This is a genomic window from Acinetobacter sp. LipI_19 (assembly GCF_058242925.1).
The window spans coordinates 3,893,720-3,912,653 of record NZ_JBZAYK010000001.1 but is presented as its reverse complement, the minus strand read 5'-3'; the positions used below and the strand labels follow the sequence as shown (position 1 = coordinate 3,912,653).

The following is an 18,934-nucleotide window of genomic DNA, read 5'->3' as shown; positions in this document are numbered from 1 at the left end:
TCATATTTAGTTAGAGGAATTCCACCGTGCGTTTGAAAATCGCGAAAGAGAGCTTACTTAATGTTTTGTCCCATGTGGTAGGAGCAGTTGAACGTCGCCATACTTTAAACATTCTTTCAAACGTGAAAATTCAAGCTACAAATCAAGCGCTTACGATTACTGGATCAGATTTAGAAGTGGAGCTTGTTGCAAGTACAACTCTAGCTGAAGGCGCATGTTTACAAGCAGGGGAAACCACTGTTCCTGCACGTAAGTTAGTTGATATTTGTAAATCTTTACCAGCAGCAGCTTTGATTGATTTACAGATTACTGAAGATCAGCGCTGTATTTTAAAATCTGGAAACAGTCGCTTTGTTTTAGGGACGTTGCCTGCTGAAGACTATCCACTATTAACCAATGAAAATAGCCAGGGCACTCAAGTTAAAGTGACTGAACGTGAATTAAAGCGTTTATTTGAAAAAACTTCGTTTGCAATGGCTGTTCAAGATGTACGTTTTTATCTAACTGGTACATTATTGGAAATTGATGAAAATCAATTACGCGCAGTCACCACAGATGGACATCGTTTAGCATTGTGCGAAACATTGGCGTCTTCAACTGCTGCTCAATTGGTTCAAGCCATTGTTCCTCGTAAAGCAGTAGGTGAGTTACAGCGTCTTTTAAGTATCGAAGATGAGCAGCTTACTTTGTTAATTGGTCGTGAATTGCTGAATGTTACCATTCAAACCTCTAGCCGTGATAAAGAACAAGGCGATATTACCGTACGTTTTACCACAAAATTGATTGATGGGAAATTTCCTGATTATCGACGTGTGATTCCACGTGGTGGTGACAAAGTTGTAAATATTCCACATGATGTATTTAAGCAATCATTACAACGTGTTGCGATTTTAAGTAATGAAAAATTACGTGGGGTATTCTTAAATTTTAATGCTGATTCTTTGCAATTACGTGCCAATAACCCTGAGCAAGATGAAGCGATTGAAGATTTAGCTATTCAATATGCCAATGCTCCTATGGAAATGTCATTTAATGCTCAATATATTTTAGAGGTATTAAGTGTTTTAGATGGTGATGATGTTGCAATGACCATGTCTGAAGCGAATCAATCTGTATTGGTACAAGATCCAACACAATCTAATCAAACTTACGTTGTAATGCCGATGCGTGTTTAATTGATTTATTTTTAAATCATAGCCATGCATATTACGCGTTTAAATATACAACGTGTTCGAAACCTCAAGACGGTTGCCCTCCATGAGTTGCAACCGTTTAATGTTTTTTACGGACAAAATGGTTCAGGAAAAACTTCCATTTTGGAAGCCATCCATTTATTGGCAACAGGTCGATCTTTTCGAACACATATCCCTAAAAATTACATTCAAAGTAATCAATCAGACGCCATTGTTTTTGCTCAATCACTGACCGAAAAGATTGGTATGCAAAAGCTACAAAGTGGTGAGCAGTTAATTAAGGTAAATGGTGATACTGTTGCAACCCAAGGGCAACTTGCCAAAATCTTGCCATTGCAACTGATTGATCCGTTAAGTACTGATATTATCGATCATGGTGCAAAACCACGTCGCCAATTATTGGATTGGCTCATGTTTCACGTGGAACCAGATTTCTATCATGCATGGCAATATTATTCACGCGCTTTAAAACAAAGAAATAGCTTACTTAAAACGAAACGTAATCTGACGTTGCTCGATTTAGAGCCGTGGAACAAAATGCTTAGTGATTATGGTGAAATGTTGCATTCTCAACGGGTCGAAATTATTGAGCAATGGAAGTTATATTTACAAGAAGATTTGGGGCAGTTATTGCCCGATTTAAAGATTGAGATGGAATACAGTGCAGGGTTCCATGTGGAACATGGTTTAGCCCATGATTTGATTCTATATCACCAAAAAGATGTTGATCGACGTTATACCGAATATGGGCCTCATCGTGCAGATATTCGATTAAAAACTCCATTAGGTGAAGCGGATGTGGTACTGTCTAGAGGGCAGAAAAAGTTATTGATAATGGCTTTAAAACTATCACAAATTGCCATGTTACATGCCTGTAATAAAGAAACTGTGGTATTATTAGATGATGTAACAGCAGAATTAGATTTAAGCGCACAACAACGTTTAATTGAGCGATTGAGCCAACTTGGTAGTCAAGTTTTTATTACCACACTAGACCATGAATCAGTAAAAAAACATTTACATGATTTGTCTATTTCCTACCAGTTATTCAATGTTGACCAAGGTCAGGTAAGTGTTGTTGCAACATGATTTTAGATTTTAGCCAATTTTGGAAAGACCTATTTTTCACTAGGGAGAAACCATGAGTTCAGAAGATCAAATAGCTTCTCAAACAGAACCCACCATTGAAAAGGCTTATGATTCCTCTAGTATCAAAGTATTACGTGGTCTAGATGCAGTTCGTAAACGCCCAGGTATGTATATTGGTGATACTGATGATGGTTCAGGCTTACACCATATGGTATTTGAGGTGGTCGATAACGCGATTGATGAAGCTTTAGCTGGTCATTGTGATGAAATTTTAGTGACTATTCATGAGGATGAGTCAGTCAGCGTTGCAGATAATGGACGTGGTATTCCAACCGATATTCACCCAGAAGAAGGTGTCTCTGCTGCAGAAGTAATTCTTACTATTCTGCATGCAGGTGGTAAGTTTGATGATAATAGCTATAAGGTTTCAGGTGGTTTGCACGGCGTAGGTGTATCTGTAGTCAATGCACTTTCAAGCAAACTAGAACTTACGATTCATCGTGCTGGCCACATTCATCAACAAGAATATAAACATGGTGATCCAGTTTACCCGTTAAAAATTGTGGGTGATGTTGAAACGACAGGGACTATTGTTCGTTTCTGGCCGAGTACTGAAACGTTTAGCCAAACGATTTTTAATGTCGATATTTTGGCACGTCGCTTACGTGAGCTTTCATTCTTGAATGCCGGTGTACGTATTGTCCTACGTGATCAACGTGTTGCCTTAGAACATGTCTTCGATTATGAAGGTGGTTTATCTGAGTTTGTAAAATATATCAATCAAGGTAAAACCCATCTCAATGAAATCTTCCATTTCACCACACAAGCTGAAAATGGCATAGGTGTTGAAGTTGCTTTACAATGGAACGATACCTATCAAGAAAATGTTCGTTGTTTTACTAATAATATTCCACAAAAAGATGGTGGGACGCATTTAGCTGGTTTCCGTGCAGCGTTGACGCGTGGCTTAAACAACTACATGGAAAATGAAAACTTACTCAAAAAAGAGAAAGTTGCGGTTAGTGGTGATGATGCGCGTGAAGGCTTAACAGCAATTGTTTCAGTCAAAGTACCTGATCCTAAATTCTCATCACAAACTAAAGAAAAATTGGTGTCGAGTGAAGTTAAACCTGCTGTCGAGCAGGCAATGAATAAAGCCTTTTCTGAATATTTATTAGAAAATCCTCAGGCTGCAAAATCTATTGCAGGCAAAATCATTGATGCTGCACGTGCGCGTGATGCTGCGCGTAAAGCACGAGAAATGACACGTCGTAAGAGTGCACTTGATATCGCCGGTCTTCCAGGTAAATTGGCAGACTGTCAGGAAAAAGATCCAGCACTTTCAGAATTATACTTAGTCGAGGGTGACTCTGCGGGCGGTTCTGCAAAACAAGGCCGTAACCGTAAAATGCAAGCCATTCTTCCGCTCAAAGGTAAAATTCTTAATGTGGAACGTGCACGTTTCGATAAGATGATTTCATCTCAGGAAGTGGGTACGCTGATTACTGCATTAGGATGCGGTATCGGTCGTGAAGAATATAACCCAGACAAGTTGCGTTATCATAAAATCATTATCATGACCGATGCTGACGTGGATGGTTCTCACATTCGTACCCTACTTTTGACTTTCTTCTTCCGTCAAATGCCAGAACTTGTGGAACGTGGCTATATTTATATTGCACAACCACCACTGTATAAACTGAAAAAGGGTAAGCAAGAGCAATACATTAAAGACAATGATGCTTTAGAAACGTATTTGATTTCAAATGCGATTGATGAACTTGAATTACGTGTCAATGCTGAAGCGCCTGCAATTCGTGGTGTAGCACTAGAGAAAGTGATTGCCGATTATCAAACCTCTCAAAAAAGTTTGCAGCGTTTAACCGTGCGCTATCCTGCGACTCTGCTTGATGGTTTGTTAAGTCTTGAGCATTTTAAACTTGATCAAAATCATGACCAAGATTATGTACAACAATGGGGTGAAAAACTTCGTGCTGCGATCGAAACAACGCAACCAAGTTTACGTCCAGTGTTGAGCTTGGAATCATTTGATAAAGAAACTGCTGATGGGCTTAAAACGACGATTTATTTCCCGCGTATAACGATTTATGTGCACAATTTACCGCATAGCTATTTATTAGATGCGGGGTTATTGGCATCGGGCGAATATAAGCGTTTATTGCAGAACTCGAAGAGCTGGTTCACTTTGTTAGAAGACGGTGCTTATCTGCAAAAAGGCGAACGTAAAATCAACGTTTCGACTTTCCATCAGGTTTGGCAACACATTTTGACAGATTCACGTCGCGGCATGATGATCCAACGCTATAAAGGTTTGGGTGAGATGAATGCTGAACAGCTTTGGGAAACTACGATGGATCCTGAAAACCGTAATATGCTGCAAGTGACCATTGATGATGCGATTGAAGCCGATCGTATGTTTGCATGTTTAATGGGCGATGATGTAGAACCACGTCGTGCGTTCATTGAGGAAAATGCATTAAATGCAGATATTGATGCTTAATTAAACTCATTCTAACCAGTAAATAAGGGAATAGACCTCGGTTTATTCCCTTTTTTATATCGTTATTTTAATTTTGATAGTACTTTTGCTTCTATTTAAAAATTTAAAGCAAAAAAACCAGCTTATCAAAGCTGGTTTTTTGTAGGCTTTAGCTTATTTCATCTAAAGTATTATTCACCACCAAGTGTACATTCAAAGTTGGCTTTATCTACTGAACAACGTGCTTTTTTCAACACAGACATCATACCTGCGTCATAAATACCTTGTTTAGTCAGTTCTAAACGGCCATCACGCATTAACTTTTGGTATTTCAGTTTATCTTCAGCGGTTAAATTCATTTTGTATTTTGCTGGAATAGTTGCTTCTAGACGATTAATCATAGCAAAGCTTTTTGGCAAGTTTTTCACAAAATAATCACGAGATTTTTGACCAAAGCCTGCAGGGAATTTTTCCGGACGGATGACAAAGTCAGCAGTTACTTGTAATACTGGGAAGTTAAACATTGCCCCATTTGCACCTAAACCTTTTTGAATTTCAAGAGGTTTGTAGGCATAAGCAGGTGCTCCGACCATATCAACTTGACCATTGTTAAATTTTGCAACAAAGTTTGTGATATCTGAAGGAACAGCTTGTGCACCAACACGTTGTACTAGAATTTTTTGAGCGCTATCATAGCTTAAAACAGCAAACTTTTTACCAGCGGCTTTTTCAATTGAGTTGATATTTTTATCACGTACAAAAATAAATGCTGAACCAAGTGGTGCAATACCAGCAACTTCGTATTTTTTACCACCCAATGTTGTGGTCATTTTTGCAGCATTACGCGCATCTAAGGCAAAAGTAATGGCTTTTTGTGCAATCGCATTACTTGGCACACCGCCAATAGAGTCGATTGAACCCACAAATTTATTGTATTGACGTGCACGCATTGCAGTCATAAATACGCCATCGCATTTGCCTGCTTTAAAGTCGTTATCTGCAACAGCTTCGTCTTGTTTTGGGATGAGATTGATATCAGCGCCCCAACTTTTTGCTGATAATGCCCATTCTTGCGCCATTTGAAATGACTCACCTGACTTACCTAATAAATCAAATACGCAGACATCTGTCGCAGCTTGAGATGCTGAACTAAATCCAACGATTGAAGTTGCAGCAATAGCGAATACAATTTTTTTCATATTTTCTTCCTTATCTATTTATCCATCTTTAGGAACTTTTCCATAAGCGCAATATTAATCAGCTTTGTTTGAAAAAAATAGAGCATTTACTCCATTTATTATTTTTTTTTTGACAATTATTGTGAATTAGCGAGTTAACTCTCATTTCAGAGGCAAGCTTTTTATAAATAAATCAGTTTTTTAAGCTGAGTTATGTTTTTTCATTACAAATTGTTCGAAATTCATGATCTATGTAATTTTAAATAATTTTGCTGAAATTAAAAAAAATAGATGAATGTTCATTATAAAAAGCGACGAACGGTTAAATTTTGCACTTGAATTTTGTTCTATTAATAACCAAAATAATGTTGATAAGTATGTGGGTAACTTGGCAATTAGGCCTAAATTCAATGGATACAGACTGATTTATTTGCATATTAAATTTCAAAATCGTTAAAAATTCCTCTTAAAAAATGAGTCAGAAGAACTATTTTAAAATTTTTAACTTATCCACAAACAATTGATAAAAATATTTTTAAATTCAAATGAATTGTCCTTTTTAAAGCCTTTTTTACTATTATTTAGATATGCTAATATGTTCCACGGTGTGAATTATCTATTATAAATAAAAGTTATGATTGTATTTTGTGGATTTGAAGATGCTTTTAGGCTTGGAAGTGACTGGATGTTAAATAAAATAAGCTTATGATTTTTATTGGATTATTGTGTTAAAAAGCCTTCTTTTGATCTGTGGGTCTCGAATAATGAGAATCAATACGAGAATGTGTTTGCATAGCGTGGCTATGTATTGAATTACTGAAGATTTATGAGAAGTGATAAAGTGCTTTAAATTTTGTTGAAATGATTAAGTTGCGGTTAAAAATTTAAATAATAAAATGTTTTAATTAGTTAGGTTGTTGATTATTAATGTTATTTTATTAAAAATAAAGCTAGAAAAAGCATCTGCCTATTTCTAGCTGATTTGAGGAGCTTATTGTATTAAATAGTACTTTTTAATTAAAAGTGCCTTTTAATCGAAAGAACTTTCTAATGTTTCTAGTTCCATCATCAATTCAAGCATTTTTTCTTCAGCTTGTTCTAATTTTACTTTTAACTCTGTCTGTTCATTCATGAGTTTGAGTAAATCTTCTTTACGGTTTGCCTCATAAAGGGTTGAGTCTGCAAGTAATGCTTCAATTTCTACAAGTCTAGGTTGAATTTTTCCAATTTGACTTTCAATTTTCTCGATATTTTTACGAATAGGACGGCTCAGTTCACGTTGACGAGCTGCTTCTTTACGTTGTGCTTCTTTATCGAGTTTTGAAATACTTGGTTTTTCAACCACCTGAGATTGAACAGGGGCACTAGGCTGTTGTCCATTCTTGATCATATCGATACGTGCTTGACGTAACCACGTTGCATAATCTTGTAAATCCCCGTCAAATTCCTTACTTTGACCTGCATGGACCAAAATAAGTTCATCACAGACTGAAGCGATCAGCTGACGCTCATGGGAAACTAAAACCACAGCCCCTTCAAAATCCTGTAAAGCCATCGTAAGTGCATGGCGCATATCTAAATCTAAATGGTTAGTAGGTTCGTCGAGGATTAAAACATTTGGACGTAACCAAACGATTAAAGCCAAAGCCAAACGCGCACGTTCACCGCCAGAGAAGCTTTCACTTGGGGTGTCCATACGTTCGCCACTAAAGCCAAAACTTCCTAAAAAGGAGCGTAAGGCTGCTTCACTGATCTTCGGGTCAGCAATGCGAGAAAGTTGTAACATCGGGCTGGCATTGCCATCTAAAGCATCCATTTGATGCTGGGCAAAATAACCAATATTGAGTAATTCTGAATCTTTACGTAAACCTTGAATCAGTGGCAAATCACCCACTAAAGATTTGATTAGGGTCGATTTACCTGCACCATTCATTCCCAGTAAACCGATACGACTACTTGGTGTAATCTGCAAATTTACATTGGTGACAATCAATTTATCGCCATAGCCAATATCTGCATGTTCAAGTGTGAGCAGTGGTGAACTCATTTTGCTTGGTTCACGGAAACTAAAGGTAAATGGATTATCCACATGTGCAGGGGCAAGCTCTTGCATACGTTCAAGTTGTTTAATGCGGCTTTGCGCTTGTCGTGCTTTAGTCGCTTTGGCTTTAAACCGGTCAATAAATTTTTGTAAGTGTGCTTTAGCTTCTTGTTGCTTTTCAAAAGCTTGTTGTTGTTGTGCTAATCGCTCAGCACGTGTAGTTTCAAAAGTTGAGTAGTTGCCGGTATATAAAGTCAGTACTTGATTTTCGATATGCAAAATATGATCTGTGATTGCATCTAAGAAATCGCGGTCATGTGAAATTAAAATGAGTGTCCCTTCATATGCCTTGAGCCAATCTTCTAACCATAAAATTGCATCTAAATCTAAATGGTTGGTCGGTTCATCGAGTAATAGTAAGTCTGAACGACTCATCAGGGTACGAGCAAGATTTAAACGCATCCGCCACCCACCAGAGAAACTTGAAACCAAAAGTTCTGATTGATGCTCAAAAAAACCTAAACCGGCCATCAGTTGAGATGCTTTAGATGCAGCTGTATAGCCATGAATTTCTTCAAAACGGCTATATAAATGCGCTAACTCATCATTACTCAAATCTTCAGAATGGTTTAGTTTGTCTTGTATTAGCCAATATTCTTCATCGCCAGATAATACAAAATCAATAGCTTTCATATCTAAGGCTTTGATTTCCTGAGCCATATGGGCAACGGTCCATATATTTGGACGGGTTAAGCTACCACTGTCTGACTCCATTCCACCCAAAAGTGCTGAGAACAATGTGGATTTACCCGCACCATTTACACCTGTTAAACCAATTTTCCAACCAGGATGAAGTTGCATAGACGCTTTTTGGAATAAAATGCGTCCACCACGGCGAATTGAAAGTTGGTCTAACTGAATCATAGGAAACTGACTATTGAATATCGGATGCGGTATAGTAAAGGATAAATGGTAGAGTTCAAAAAATGTATTTGATAAAAGAAGTGACAAAATGTCTTTTCTTGAGTGAAAAGCACAATAAATTGGGTAAATAGGATCAATTCAAAAAAATAAACAATGCTTTATGGTGCATGCTTAAATAAAAAAAGCGTATATCTCGCAAACCAGCAATAATCATTAGAATATTTTAATTTTAAAACCACTCAATAAAAAACCGCTCAATGAAATCAGCTCAGCTACTTATTTTTATCAGAATTTTGCCCTGAATTTTTTATCTCATCTAAAAGTTGGTTAAAAAATTAATACAAAATATCCAATTTATGTAGAATTAATCACAGTATCACCTAAAAATATGCAGTTAAAGTAAAAGACTCGGATTGCTTTTACATCTACAAGGATAAATCTATTTATAAAAATATGGATGTGAGATGATGAATAAAATAGGATATTTACCGATTATTTTTTCAGCTTTTTTCACCTCTGCTACACGCAAAACAAAATGTGTGTGTGTTTGATTTACTGGGTAAAGCGGGTGAATCTTATAAACTCTTGGAAGAATGGGCTTTAGCAGCCAAAGCATGGGGCGCTGATATTAATTTAACCGTGTATCAGTCAGAAGAAGCCGTGGATAAAAAATTTAAAACCAATAAATGTGATGCCGCTGCAATGACCACCATGCGCTCACGTGAATACAATAAATTTGGTGGATCTATTGATGCTTTGGGAGGAATTCCCAACAATGAAATTGCCAGAAGAGCGATCAACTATGCCTTGGATAAACGCAATGCAAAAAGATTGGTTTCTGAAAAAAATGGGGTCAAATATGAATTGGCAATGATTACCCCGATTGGTATTGCTTATATCTTTGTTAAAGATCGCGCAATGAATACTTTGGAAAAGGGTAAAGGTAAAAAGTTTGCATATCTGCATTACGATCTTGCACAAAAGGTTGCCGTTGAACGTGTAGGTGCAATCGGGGTTCCTTCTGATATTTTTAATTTTGTGAAAAAATTTAATGATGGTGAGGTGGATGCGATTGCTTCGCCAGCCTATGCCTATAAACCATTGGAAATTTATAAAGGTTTAGCTAGCAATGGTGCAATGTTTACTTATCCCGTAGTGAATGTGACTGCCGATTTAATTATTAAACCTGAGCAGTTTCCAGAAGGTTTTGGTATTAAGTCACGTGAGTGGGCTGTGAAGCAGTTACCAAGTTCATTTAAGAAAATATAAAAAATGGAAGCTGAAATTCCAGCAAAATATAAATTAAATGTATCTAAGGATGATGCACTCCGTTATCAGAAATTATTGCGAGAAGGGCGGATTGAGTTAACAAAAAGAGGGGTGTACGATCCTGTGATGATGTCGGTACTGAAAAAAGCACGCTGTACGGTAGATTGCACCAACTTTGAATGTTCACTTGCAGGTGAATAAATTTATTCAATAAAAAAAGCCATCAATGTTGATGGCTTTTCTGGTTTTATTGGCTTACACGGGATTAATCGGTAAAGGTCACTTTTGCAATGGCTTTTTTACTTGCCTGAATAACCAAAGTAACATTTTCTTTTACAGTGAAGTTTGCATCCACAACTTCCCAATCTACTTTTACGGCTCCACGTGAAACAGCATCTTTAGATTGTGCTGAATTCTTGGTTAAGCCTGCGGCACGTAAAATAGAAACAATCGAGATTTCTCCGTTGTATTCACCACGAGAAATAGTCACTTCAGGCGTACCTTCAGGTAGCTCGCCTTCAGTGATTAAGTTACCCGCACCTTTATGTGCATGTTCAGCAGCTTCTGCGCCATGGAAGCGTTCAACCAACTCAAGTGCAAGAATTTTCTTAATGTCTTGCGGATTACGACCTTCAGCCATTTCTTTGAGAAGAACATCAATTTCGTCCATAGACTTAAAGCTGAGTAATTCAAAATAGCGTTCAATCAAGCTGTCAGGCATAGACAATACTTTTTGGTACATTGCGCCTGGGGCATCAAATACACCAATATAGTTGCCTAAAGACTTCGACATTTTATTGACACCATCCAAACCTTCTAGGATTGGTACGGTAATGCATACTTGAGCTTCTTGGTCATAACGACCTTGAAGAGTACGCCCCATGAGTAAGTTAAAGGTTTGGTCTGTACCACCAAGCTCAACATCAGCTTCAAGCGCGATAGAGTCGTAACCTTGAACCAAAGGATATAAAAACTCATGAATAGCAATCGGTTGATGGCTATTATAGCGTTTAGTGAAGTCATCACGTTCGAGCATACGCGCAACAGTTTGTTGCGAAGCCAATTGAATCAAATCAGCAGCGGTTTTTGTTGCAAACCATTCCGAGTTAAAACGAACTTTGGTTTTATTTGGATCAAGAATTTTAAACACTTGTTCTTGATATGTTTTGGCATTTTCTAAAACTTGTTCACGCGATAGCGGTGGACGAGTCGCACTCTTACCTGTTGGGTCACCAATCATGGCAGTATAATCACCAATCAAAAAGGTGACATCATGACCTAGATCTTGAAACGCTTTTAATTTGTTAATTAAAACAGTATGACCCAAATGTAAATCTGGTGCAGTTGGATCAAATCCTGCTTTAATTTTTAAAGGACGATTTTCTTTTAGTTTCTTCAGAAGATCTTCTTCAGAAATAATTTCGTGAGTGCCTCGGCGAATGAGGGCAAGTTGTTCTTCAGCCGGCAGGAAATTTGACATTACAAAAACCCAAATACTTCAGTTAGACTATTTGTGCGATATACTAACATTTTTTCAGCATAATGCAGGCGAAGAATATCTCATGACAACAATCTATATTGGCGTAATGACTGGAACCAGCATGGATGGCGTCGATTTTGTTGCTGCTTCATTTGATCCTTTACATCTCCATGCCACGCTTACAGTCGCTTTTGATCCTCATTTACGTGATGAATTAATGGCATTGACCTTACCTGATGATAATGAAATCGATCGAATGGGTAAGGCTGATGTTGCTCTTGCAACCATGATTGGCAATGGTATTAACCAACTCATACAAGAAAATAATTTAGATAAAAGCCAAATTAAAGCGATTGGTTGTCATGGACAAACCATTCGGCATCGCCCAGAACATGGGTTTACTTTACAAATTGGTGATCCAAATATTATTACGGAAATTACTCAAATTCCTGTGATTTCAGATTTTCGTCGTCGTGATATGGCGGCAGGTGGGCAGGGTGCTCCTCTAGTTCCAGCGTTTCATCAAGCTTTATTCCAGCATTCAACCATTCATCGAGTGATTCTCAATTTAGGGGGGATTGCCAATGTCAGCATGCTGCCTGCTGGTGATGAGCAGAATGTTTATGGTTTTGATACAGGTCCTGCCAATATTCTTATGGATGCGTGGTGTCATCGTTATACCGGACAACCTTATGACGAAAATGGCAATTGGGCCGCTTATGGTCAACCGATACGTTCATTATTAGACCGCCTGCAAGCAAATGAATACTTCTCTAAAGAACCTCCAAAAAGTACAGGGCGTGAGGACTTTAATTTGGAATGGTTAGATGAGCAGATTTTAGATTGGCGCAATGATTTAGAATACGATGAATTAGAAGATACCCCTGAAAATATTCAGGCAACATTGATGAAACTCACGACACGTGCCATCAAGAAAGCCATTTATCGTTCGCCCCTAGATACGGGTGAGGTCTATGTTTGTGGTGGAGGTGCTTATAACTCACATCTACTTGAACAACTCCGTTGGCGTCTACGTAAGCACAACTGGTCTGTACAATCGACTTCTGCATTAGGTTTAGCACCGACATGGGTAGAAGCAACCGCATTTGCGTGGCTCGCCATGCGCTTTGACCAACAGTTAAGTGGCAACCTACCTGCTGTTACAGGGGCAAAAGGCTATCGTATCTTAGGCACGATTACAGCAGTTTAAAACTAATATGCTTGTTAAAGTGAGTTATACACCTTAGCAATCAATATTTACATAAGAATAAATGCGCTGTAAAACAAATGAAAGCAACCAAAATGAAACCAGTTTTGCTGATTTATAATTGCTACTGATTATTTTAATTCAAACTGTGGTTTCATTTTTGCTTGGCAGTGTGAGATATTTTGTAGAACAATGATCGACCTGTTTAGCGCTGAGATTGTCCTTTACTGCTGTTAAAAAATAGCGCATAAGCTTCCAATATCAATAAAAATTAAAACTGAGATCACAATGAACTTAGCGATACAGAAACAGCGCATAGAATCATTTCAAAGAGAGGGTTTTAGCTTTGATGTGATAGATTCGGGTCCTTGGGATGGGCAGCCTTTTGTCTTGTTACATGGTTTTCCTGAAACCAATAAAAGCTGGCAAGAAACTGCAGAGATCTTGAATCAAAACGGTTATCGTACTTTTGCTGTTAATCAACGTGGTTATAGTTTAGGTGCACAACCGCAAAACCGCCGTGATTATAGAAGTTCTGCTTTAGTTGAAGATGTAAATGCTTTAATCGATATGATCCAACAACAGGTTTATTTGGTTGGACATGATTGGGGGGCAGTGGTTGCTTGGGATGTTGCTCAACGTTATCCTGAAAAAATAAAACATTTGATTACGATTTCTGTACCGCATAAAGCGGCATTTATGCGTTCGATGTTAAGTAGTAATCAATTGTTAAAATCTTACTATATCGGTTTATTCCAGTTACCTAAAATTCCAGAATTATTATTTGAGAAACTACCCAAGTTGGGTCTGGGTTTATTAAAAGATTCAGGTATGACCGCAAAACAACTTGAAGATTTCCAACAAGACATCGTGGAGGAAAAGCGTCTAAGTTATGCATTAAATTGGTATCGAGGACTTCCATTTAGTTCAAATAAAAATTTAACCCAACCAGTTTATGTGCCGACTTTATTTATTTGGGGCAAACATGACTCAGCGATCGGTTCTAAAAGCGTGGCGTTAAATCATCATTATGTAAAAGCAGCTTATAAAGAAATTGTGATGGATGCGACGCATTGGATACCAGTACAGAATGCTAAACAATTAAGCCAACATATTTTAGAAACGATTTAAGATTGATGTCTCAAGCATAAAAATGCCCTCACAAGAAGAGGGCATGATTTGCTTCAAAAATATGCTTTGAATTAAATTGAGAATGATGAACCACAACCACAAGTTGTTGTTGCATTCGGGTTTTCTACAATAAAACGTGAGCCTTCTAAGCCTTCAATATAGTCAACTTTAGAACCGACGAGATATTGATAACTCAACGAGTCAACCAACATTTTTACATCACCATTTATAAATTCAGCATCATCTTCATTCATACTTTCGGCAAAGTTAAAACCATAAGAAAATCCTGAACAGCCGCCACCCGTTACATAGACACGTAACATCAGATCTTGATTACCTTCGCTATCACGAAGTTGGCGAACTTTATTTGCAGCATTGTCAGTCAGCTCAAGTGCTTGGGCGGTCATGATATTGTTCCTCAGATTTCAAATGGCTTAAATGAAAAGACCATATATTCAGTATAACATACTCAATATATGGTCAGTGAGTGAACTTTAAAGTAAATTCAGACTAAATTTATCAGATTTAATCTAGAATTATTTGTAGTTCTCATCTTGTAGCGCACATTCAAAGTTTTTCGGATCGTTTTTACAACGGAATTGCCAAAGGATTTTCATCATTTGTTTGTTATAAACGCCTTGTTTGGTCAAACTGATACGAGATTCACGCATGAGTTTTTGATAACCAGGCTTATCACCATCTGGAACTTGCATCCAGTATTTCGCCGGAATATCTGCTTTCATTTTTCCAATGATGGTGTTTGCACGAGGCAATTGCGTTTTAATCCAATCACGAGATTTTTGACCATAGCCAGCAGGGAATTTATCTGGACGAATGATAATATTACCTGTGACTTGTAGCAGTGGGTAATTCACAATAGCGCCTTTGGTGCCTAAACCCTTATGCAGCTCTAAAGGTTTAAATACAGCTGCAGGTGCACCAATAATATCAACCTGACCATTATTGAATTTACTGCCAAAATTTGTAACATCCGCGGCAACTGCTTGAGCACCGATTTGTTGAACCATAATTTTTTGTGCTTGGTCATAGTCGAGTACCGCAATTTTTTTACCTGCTGCTTTTGCAACTGTATTGATATTGCGATCATTGACCATCAGGAAAGCATCACCTACTGGAATAACACCAACAACTTCATATTTTCCACTGGTCATGTATTTTGCAAAGTTTGGATTTGCTAATCCTTGCATTACTTTTACCGCGAGATTGAGATCTGGAATCGCACCAATTGCATCTAAAGAGCCGGTGAAACTATTAAATTGTCGGCCACGCATACCTGTGATACTGACAGCATCACATTTACCCGCTTTAAAATCTTCAGCAATAACAGATTCATTTGAATTCACTTTTAATTCCAGATCCGCACCCCAGTTTTTCGCTGCAAGTTGATAATCTTTCATTAAGGTAAAAACATCACCATTTTTACCCACTAAATCAAACACACACATAACTTGTTTTGCTTGGGTGGCAGATGTTGCAAGCAAAAGACCCGCAGCAGCAATGAGAGCATTAGACCATTTCATTATTTTTTTCCTTTCCATGATCAATATTATTCATGTTCAATCAAATCGAAGAGCTTCGATCAATAGAACTTTGTGACATCAAAAATGTATCTAGTTTAGAAAATCGTTTATTGCTAAACCAAACATGATCTATTCTGAACAATCGATTTTCCAAATCAATTGTTCAAGTTCAATGATGAATTGATGTTATTGAAATCATTACTTGAAATGAGTCAGTTCGCAATGACCCAAATGACAAAATTTCCTCAGCAAAGAAGAAACGCCAGAAGCTATTAATTACTGAGGAAAATCATTACTTTTGCTTTTATAAATGATTAAATTGTTTGCTAAAAAGACAAAAGAATCTGGGTTAGCCCCAGATTCTTGAAGATTAATCTTTGTTTTGATCTCTGTTTTTACGCTCATCACGTCTTTTATCACGTTGCTGTTGTTGATTTTGACGATCACGCTGTTGCCACTGTTTTTGATCAGGTCGGTTGTCCCAGCGGTGGTCACGATTTGATTTATTGTTCCAATCTTTTCTATGTTGTTCCCATTGCTGCCTTTTCATTTGATCACGTTTGGCTTGTTCATATTGCCAACGTTGTTTATCCCAGTTCTTTTGGCGCCGTTCTTGTTCAATGCGCATTTGTTGTAAACGATAGGCTCGCTCGCGTTCCCAACGTTGGCGATCATTGTTTCGGTCATATCTTGGATCATAGCGTTGTCCATAGCCATAATCTCGATACACTGGTTGTCCATAGCCGCGAGAGTCATAACCATCTTCAGGAAATGCAACACAACCAACAGCAATAATAGACGTCATGAATGAAACAATTAATGCTTTTATAGCCATAAGTTGTCTCCATTTAACAAGCAAAATAGCAAAAAAAAAATTCAGATATAGCAAAATAGTCAATGACAAGTCATTTAACTCAGATTAGCGTATTTAAAAATTATATTTGTATATCGATGATGAGACTTGTATAAGATTATAGTCAGTCGATGCCTGATCATGTAGACAATATGAAGAATTTGAACATTTAAGGAAGAATCATAATGGTTGCTTTTCAACGTAGTATTCATGATTTAGTCGAAAAAGGGCAGGGTTCAGCAGGTAGGGCTTTAGATCGTTTGCCTACATTCGCTCAAGAGTCATTAACCAAGTTATTGGGTTACCCGTACCAGTTTCCTCAATTGGATAGCTTCACCAAATGTTTGATGGCAGCTCAACTTAAACAGGGCAAAGTGGGTTTTATTGGCGCAGATGTAGAGCGCTCTAGAAAGCAATTTGAATCACAAATGCAATCTATTATAAATAAATCGACCCATATCCAATTTGTTGAAGATATTCGTCTTCCGCTGCAAAGTGGCAGCGTCTATGCACGCCATTACCATCCTGCACCAAATAAAAAATTGCCAATGATTGTATTTTATCATGGCGGTGGTTTTGTGGTGGGTAGTGTGGACACCCATGATGAAGTGTGTCGCCTAATTGCTGCCCATGCAAAAGTTCAGGTTTTAAGTATTGAATATCCACTCGCACCTGAAGTTAGCCCACGTGACTTAATTCAATCTTGTGAAGATGCTTTGGCTTGGGTGTATCAAAATCGCCGTCAATTTAAAATTCTCAAAAACCGTATTGCGGTTGCAGGTGATAGTGCGGGCGGAAATATTAGTGCTGTTGTTGCACAACGCACAGTCAATACAGTGTTTGCGCCTCAAGCCCAGTTCTTGATTTATCCTGCTGTTGATTTTAAGAGTCGACATCCATCTTTCTTTGCTTATAAAGATGGCCTAGTTTTGACAGGCTCAGATATTGATTATGTGACTGACTATTATGCGACGCGTTTTAATATGGCATTGGATGATCCAATCATTTCACCAACCAATGGTCAGCTAAAGAAACTTGCCCCTGCATTTGTAGTAACGGCTGGACATGATCTTTTGCATGATGAAGGTAAAATTTATGCTTATAAGTTACGTCAAAATGGCGTAAAGGTTCATTATCAGGATTATGAAGATCAAACGCACGGATTTATTAACTTAACCCCTGTTTCACGTAAAGCTAAAAAATACGTTATAGAGATGAGTAAAGAGTTTCGTAAATTCTGGGATAAACAATAACAAAATATCATCTTTTACAAATCACTTTTGTTTCACGTGGAACAAAAGTGATTGGCTAAAAAGTAATCAGAAAAAATAATTGTTCTATAAAATCTAATAACAATCGCTTAGCTATACTTTTTTTTGTTTATAAAACATATTCAACAACCAGCAAGGCTTATGACAGCTATATAAATATAGTCGTGAATACTGTTGAGTATTGGTAAACGTGTTTAAATGTCATTTTTCAAAAGAATAAAGGCAGACTACTATGAGAGGCTTATTAATTTAAAATGTTTAAGGAAAAGAAAATGATCAAAAAGATAGGTATCGGTCTTGCTTTAGTGGTTTTGGTGAATCAAGCGTTCGCCAATACAGATATGCAAATTAAAACCAATTTAGGCAACATCAATATAGAGCTTTATGATGATCAAGCCCCGATATCAGTAAAAAATTTTAAGAGCTATGTAAATAGTCAATTTTACAACGGCACCATTTTCCATCGTGTTATCCCTGGTTTTATGATTCAAGGTGGTGGCTTTGATAGCAACATGAAAGAGAAGAGTACGCAACCAGCGATTCAGAATGAATCTAGCAATGGCTTAAAGAACGTTCGTGGGACTTTGGCAATGGCTCGAACCAATGCGCCAAACTCTGCAACCAGTCAATTCTTTATTAATGTTGCAAATAATGACTTTTTAAATAAGTCTGCTGGAAACCCTGGTTACGCAGTATTTGGTAAGGTGACTCAAGGACTGGATATCGTCGATAAAATCGTACAGACACCAACACAAACAGTTGGTATGCACCAAGATGTGCCTAAACAAGCTGTAAAAATCATCAGTATTCAAACAATAAAAACAAATGTGAAAAAATAGTTAAAAAATAAAGCAGAAATATTTTGTTCATATTTCTGCTTTAATATTAAAAGCTTACACGATAAAAAGTTTAAAATTGATCCAAAATAGTGCATAAAAATACAACACTCAATAAAACAATCAGTTAAAAGCACTTGCGTGTGTAAGAAATTGCCCTATAATGAGCTCATCCCGACGCGATACAGCAAACGAACTTAGCTTAGAGGGTTAAGTTGTTAAATGTTTATTGCGTCTTATTTATCACTGACGAAGTGATAAATTAATCATTAAGAGAATATGAAGAACAACTTGTGTGGATTTTTACTAATTGATTGATCGAAATATTATCATTGATTGATTGGTTTAAATTACTCGAAGTTTATTTGAGAGAATTTGTCAGAACATTGATGAGCCAGAATTGTGACCTTAAGTCACTAAT

13 protein-coding genes and 1 pseudogene are annotated in these 18,934 nt (G+C 37.4%); 8 read left to right on the top strand and 6 right to left on the bottom strand.

What is annotated here, in order from left to right:
* Positions 1-26 precede the first annotated feature (26 nt).
* Genes dnaN through gyrB form a run of 3 tightly spaced genes read left to right on the top strand, consistent with a single transcriptional unit; the run spans position 27 to position 4,803 of the window.
* A complete protein-coding gene (dnaN, locus tag AC4CVF_RS18765; RefSeq protein WP_336954626.1) occupies positions 27-1,175 on the top strand; it encodes a DNA polymerase III subunit beta in 1,149 nt (382 codons plus the stop codon).
* Positions 1,176-1,199: 24 nt separating this feature from the next.
* The gene (gene recF, locus AC4CVF_RS18760) at positions 1,200-2,282 is read left to right on the top strand and encodes a DNA replication/repair protein RecF (RefSeq protein ID WP_336954627.1); all 1,083 of its coding nucleotides are present in this window, start codon (positions 1,200-1,202) and stop codon (positions 2,280-2,282) included.
* A gap of 52 nt (positions 2,283-2,334) precedes the next feature.
* A complete protein-coding gene (gene gyrB, locus AC4CVF_RS18755; RefSeq protein WP_336954629.1) occupies positions 2,335-4,803 on the top strand; it encodes a DNA topoisomerase (ATP-hydrolyzing) subunit B in 2,469 nt (822 codons plus the stop codon).
* 170 nt (positions 4,804-4,973) lie between these two features.
* Here the strand turns inward: gyrB and AC4CVF_RS18750 are convergent, their stop codons facing one another.
* Positions 4,974-5,981 (bottom strand): putative solute-binding protein, encoded by a 1,008-nt coding sequence (locus AC4CVF_RS18750; protein WP_336954631.1) that lies wholly within the window; start codon positions 5,979-5,981, stop codon positions 4,974-4,976.
* Positions 5,982-6,990: 1,009 nt separating this feature from the next.
* Positions 6,991-8,925 carry an ATP-binding cassette domain-containing protein gene (locus AC4CVF_RS18745; RefSeq protein WP_336954633.1) on the bottom strand — a complete coding sequence of 645 codons (1,935 nt, stop codon included), beginning with the start codon at positions 8,923-8,925 and terminating at the stop codon, positions 6,991-6,993.
* Positions 8,926-9,392: 467 nt separating this feature from the next.
* Here AC4CVF_RS18745 and AC4CVF_RS18740 point away from each other — a divergent pair.
* Positions 9,393-10,395: pseudogene (locus AC4CVF_RS18740) on the top strand (putative solute-binding protein).
* Positions 10,396-10,459: 64 nt separating this feature from the next.
* Here AC4CVF_RS18740 and tyrS read toward each other — a convergent pair.
* Entirely contained in the window at positions 10,460-11,674 is a 1,215-nt protein-coding gene (tyrS, locus tag AC4CVF_RS18735; RefSeq protein WP_004718921.1) for a tyrosine--tRNA ligase, read from the bottom strand.
* An 82-nt stretch (positions 11,675-11,756) separates the two neighbouring features.
* Here tyrS and AC4CVF_RS18730 point away from each other — a divergent pair, with 82 nt between their 5' ends.
* Entirely contained in the window at positions 11,757-12,884 is a 1,128-nt protein-coding gene (locus AC4CVF_RS18730; RefSeq protein ID WP_419328816.1) for an anhydro-N-acetylmuramic acid kinase, read from the top strand.
* Between the two features lie 285 nt (positions 12,885-13,169).
* Positions 13,170-14,012 (top strand): alpha/beta fold hydrolase, encoded by an 843-nt coding sequence (locus AC4CVF_RS18725; protein WP_336954638.1) that lies wholly within the window; start codon positions 13,170-13,172, stop codon positions 14,010-14,012.
* Between the two features lie 71 nt (positions 14,013-14,083).
* Here the strand turns inward: AC4CVF_RS18725 and erpA are convergent, their stop codons facing one another.
* From erpA to AC4CVF_RS18710, 3 genes are all read right to left on the bottom strand, one after another.
* Positions 14,084-14,419, bottom strand: a complete 336-nt coding sequence (gene erpA, locus AC4CVF_RS18720; protein WP_004718915.1) for an iron-sulfur cluster insertion protein ErpA — start codon at positions 14,417-14,419, stop codon at positions 14,084-14,086.
* Between the two features lie 129 nt (positions 14,420-14,548).
* Entirely contained in the window at positions 14,549-15,553 is a 1,005-nt protein-coding gene (locus tag AC4CVF_RS18715) for a putative solute-binding protein (protein WP_004818193.1), read from the bottom strand.
* A gap of 370 nt (positions 15,554-15,923) precedes the next feature.
* Complete coding sequence (locus AC4CVF_RS18710) at positions 15,924-16,388, bottom strand: hypothetical protein (protein WP_419328814.1); 465 nt, start codon at positions 16,386-16,388, stop codon at positions 15,924-15,926.
* 203 nt (positions 16,389-16,591) lie between these two features.
* Between AC4CVF_RS18710 and AC4CVF_RS18705 the strand changes: the two genes are divergently transcribed.
* A complete protein-coding gene (locus AC4CVF_RS18705; protein ID WP_336954641.1) occupies positions 16,592-17,659 on the top strand; it encodes an alpha/beta hydrolase in 1,068 nt (355 codons plus the stop codon).
* A gap of 290 nt (positions 17,660-17,949) precedes the next feature.
* Positions 17,950-18,516: a peptidylprolyl isomerase gene (locus AC4CVF_RS18700; protein WP_336954643.1), complete on the top strand. Its 567-nt coding sequence runs from the start codon at positions 17,950-17,952 to the stop codon at positions 18,514-18,516.
* The last annotated feature ends 418 nt before the right edge of the window (positions 18,517-18,934 follow it).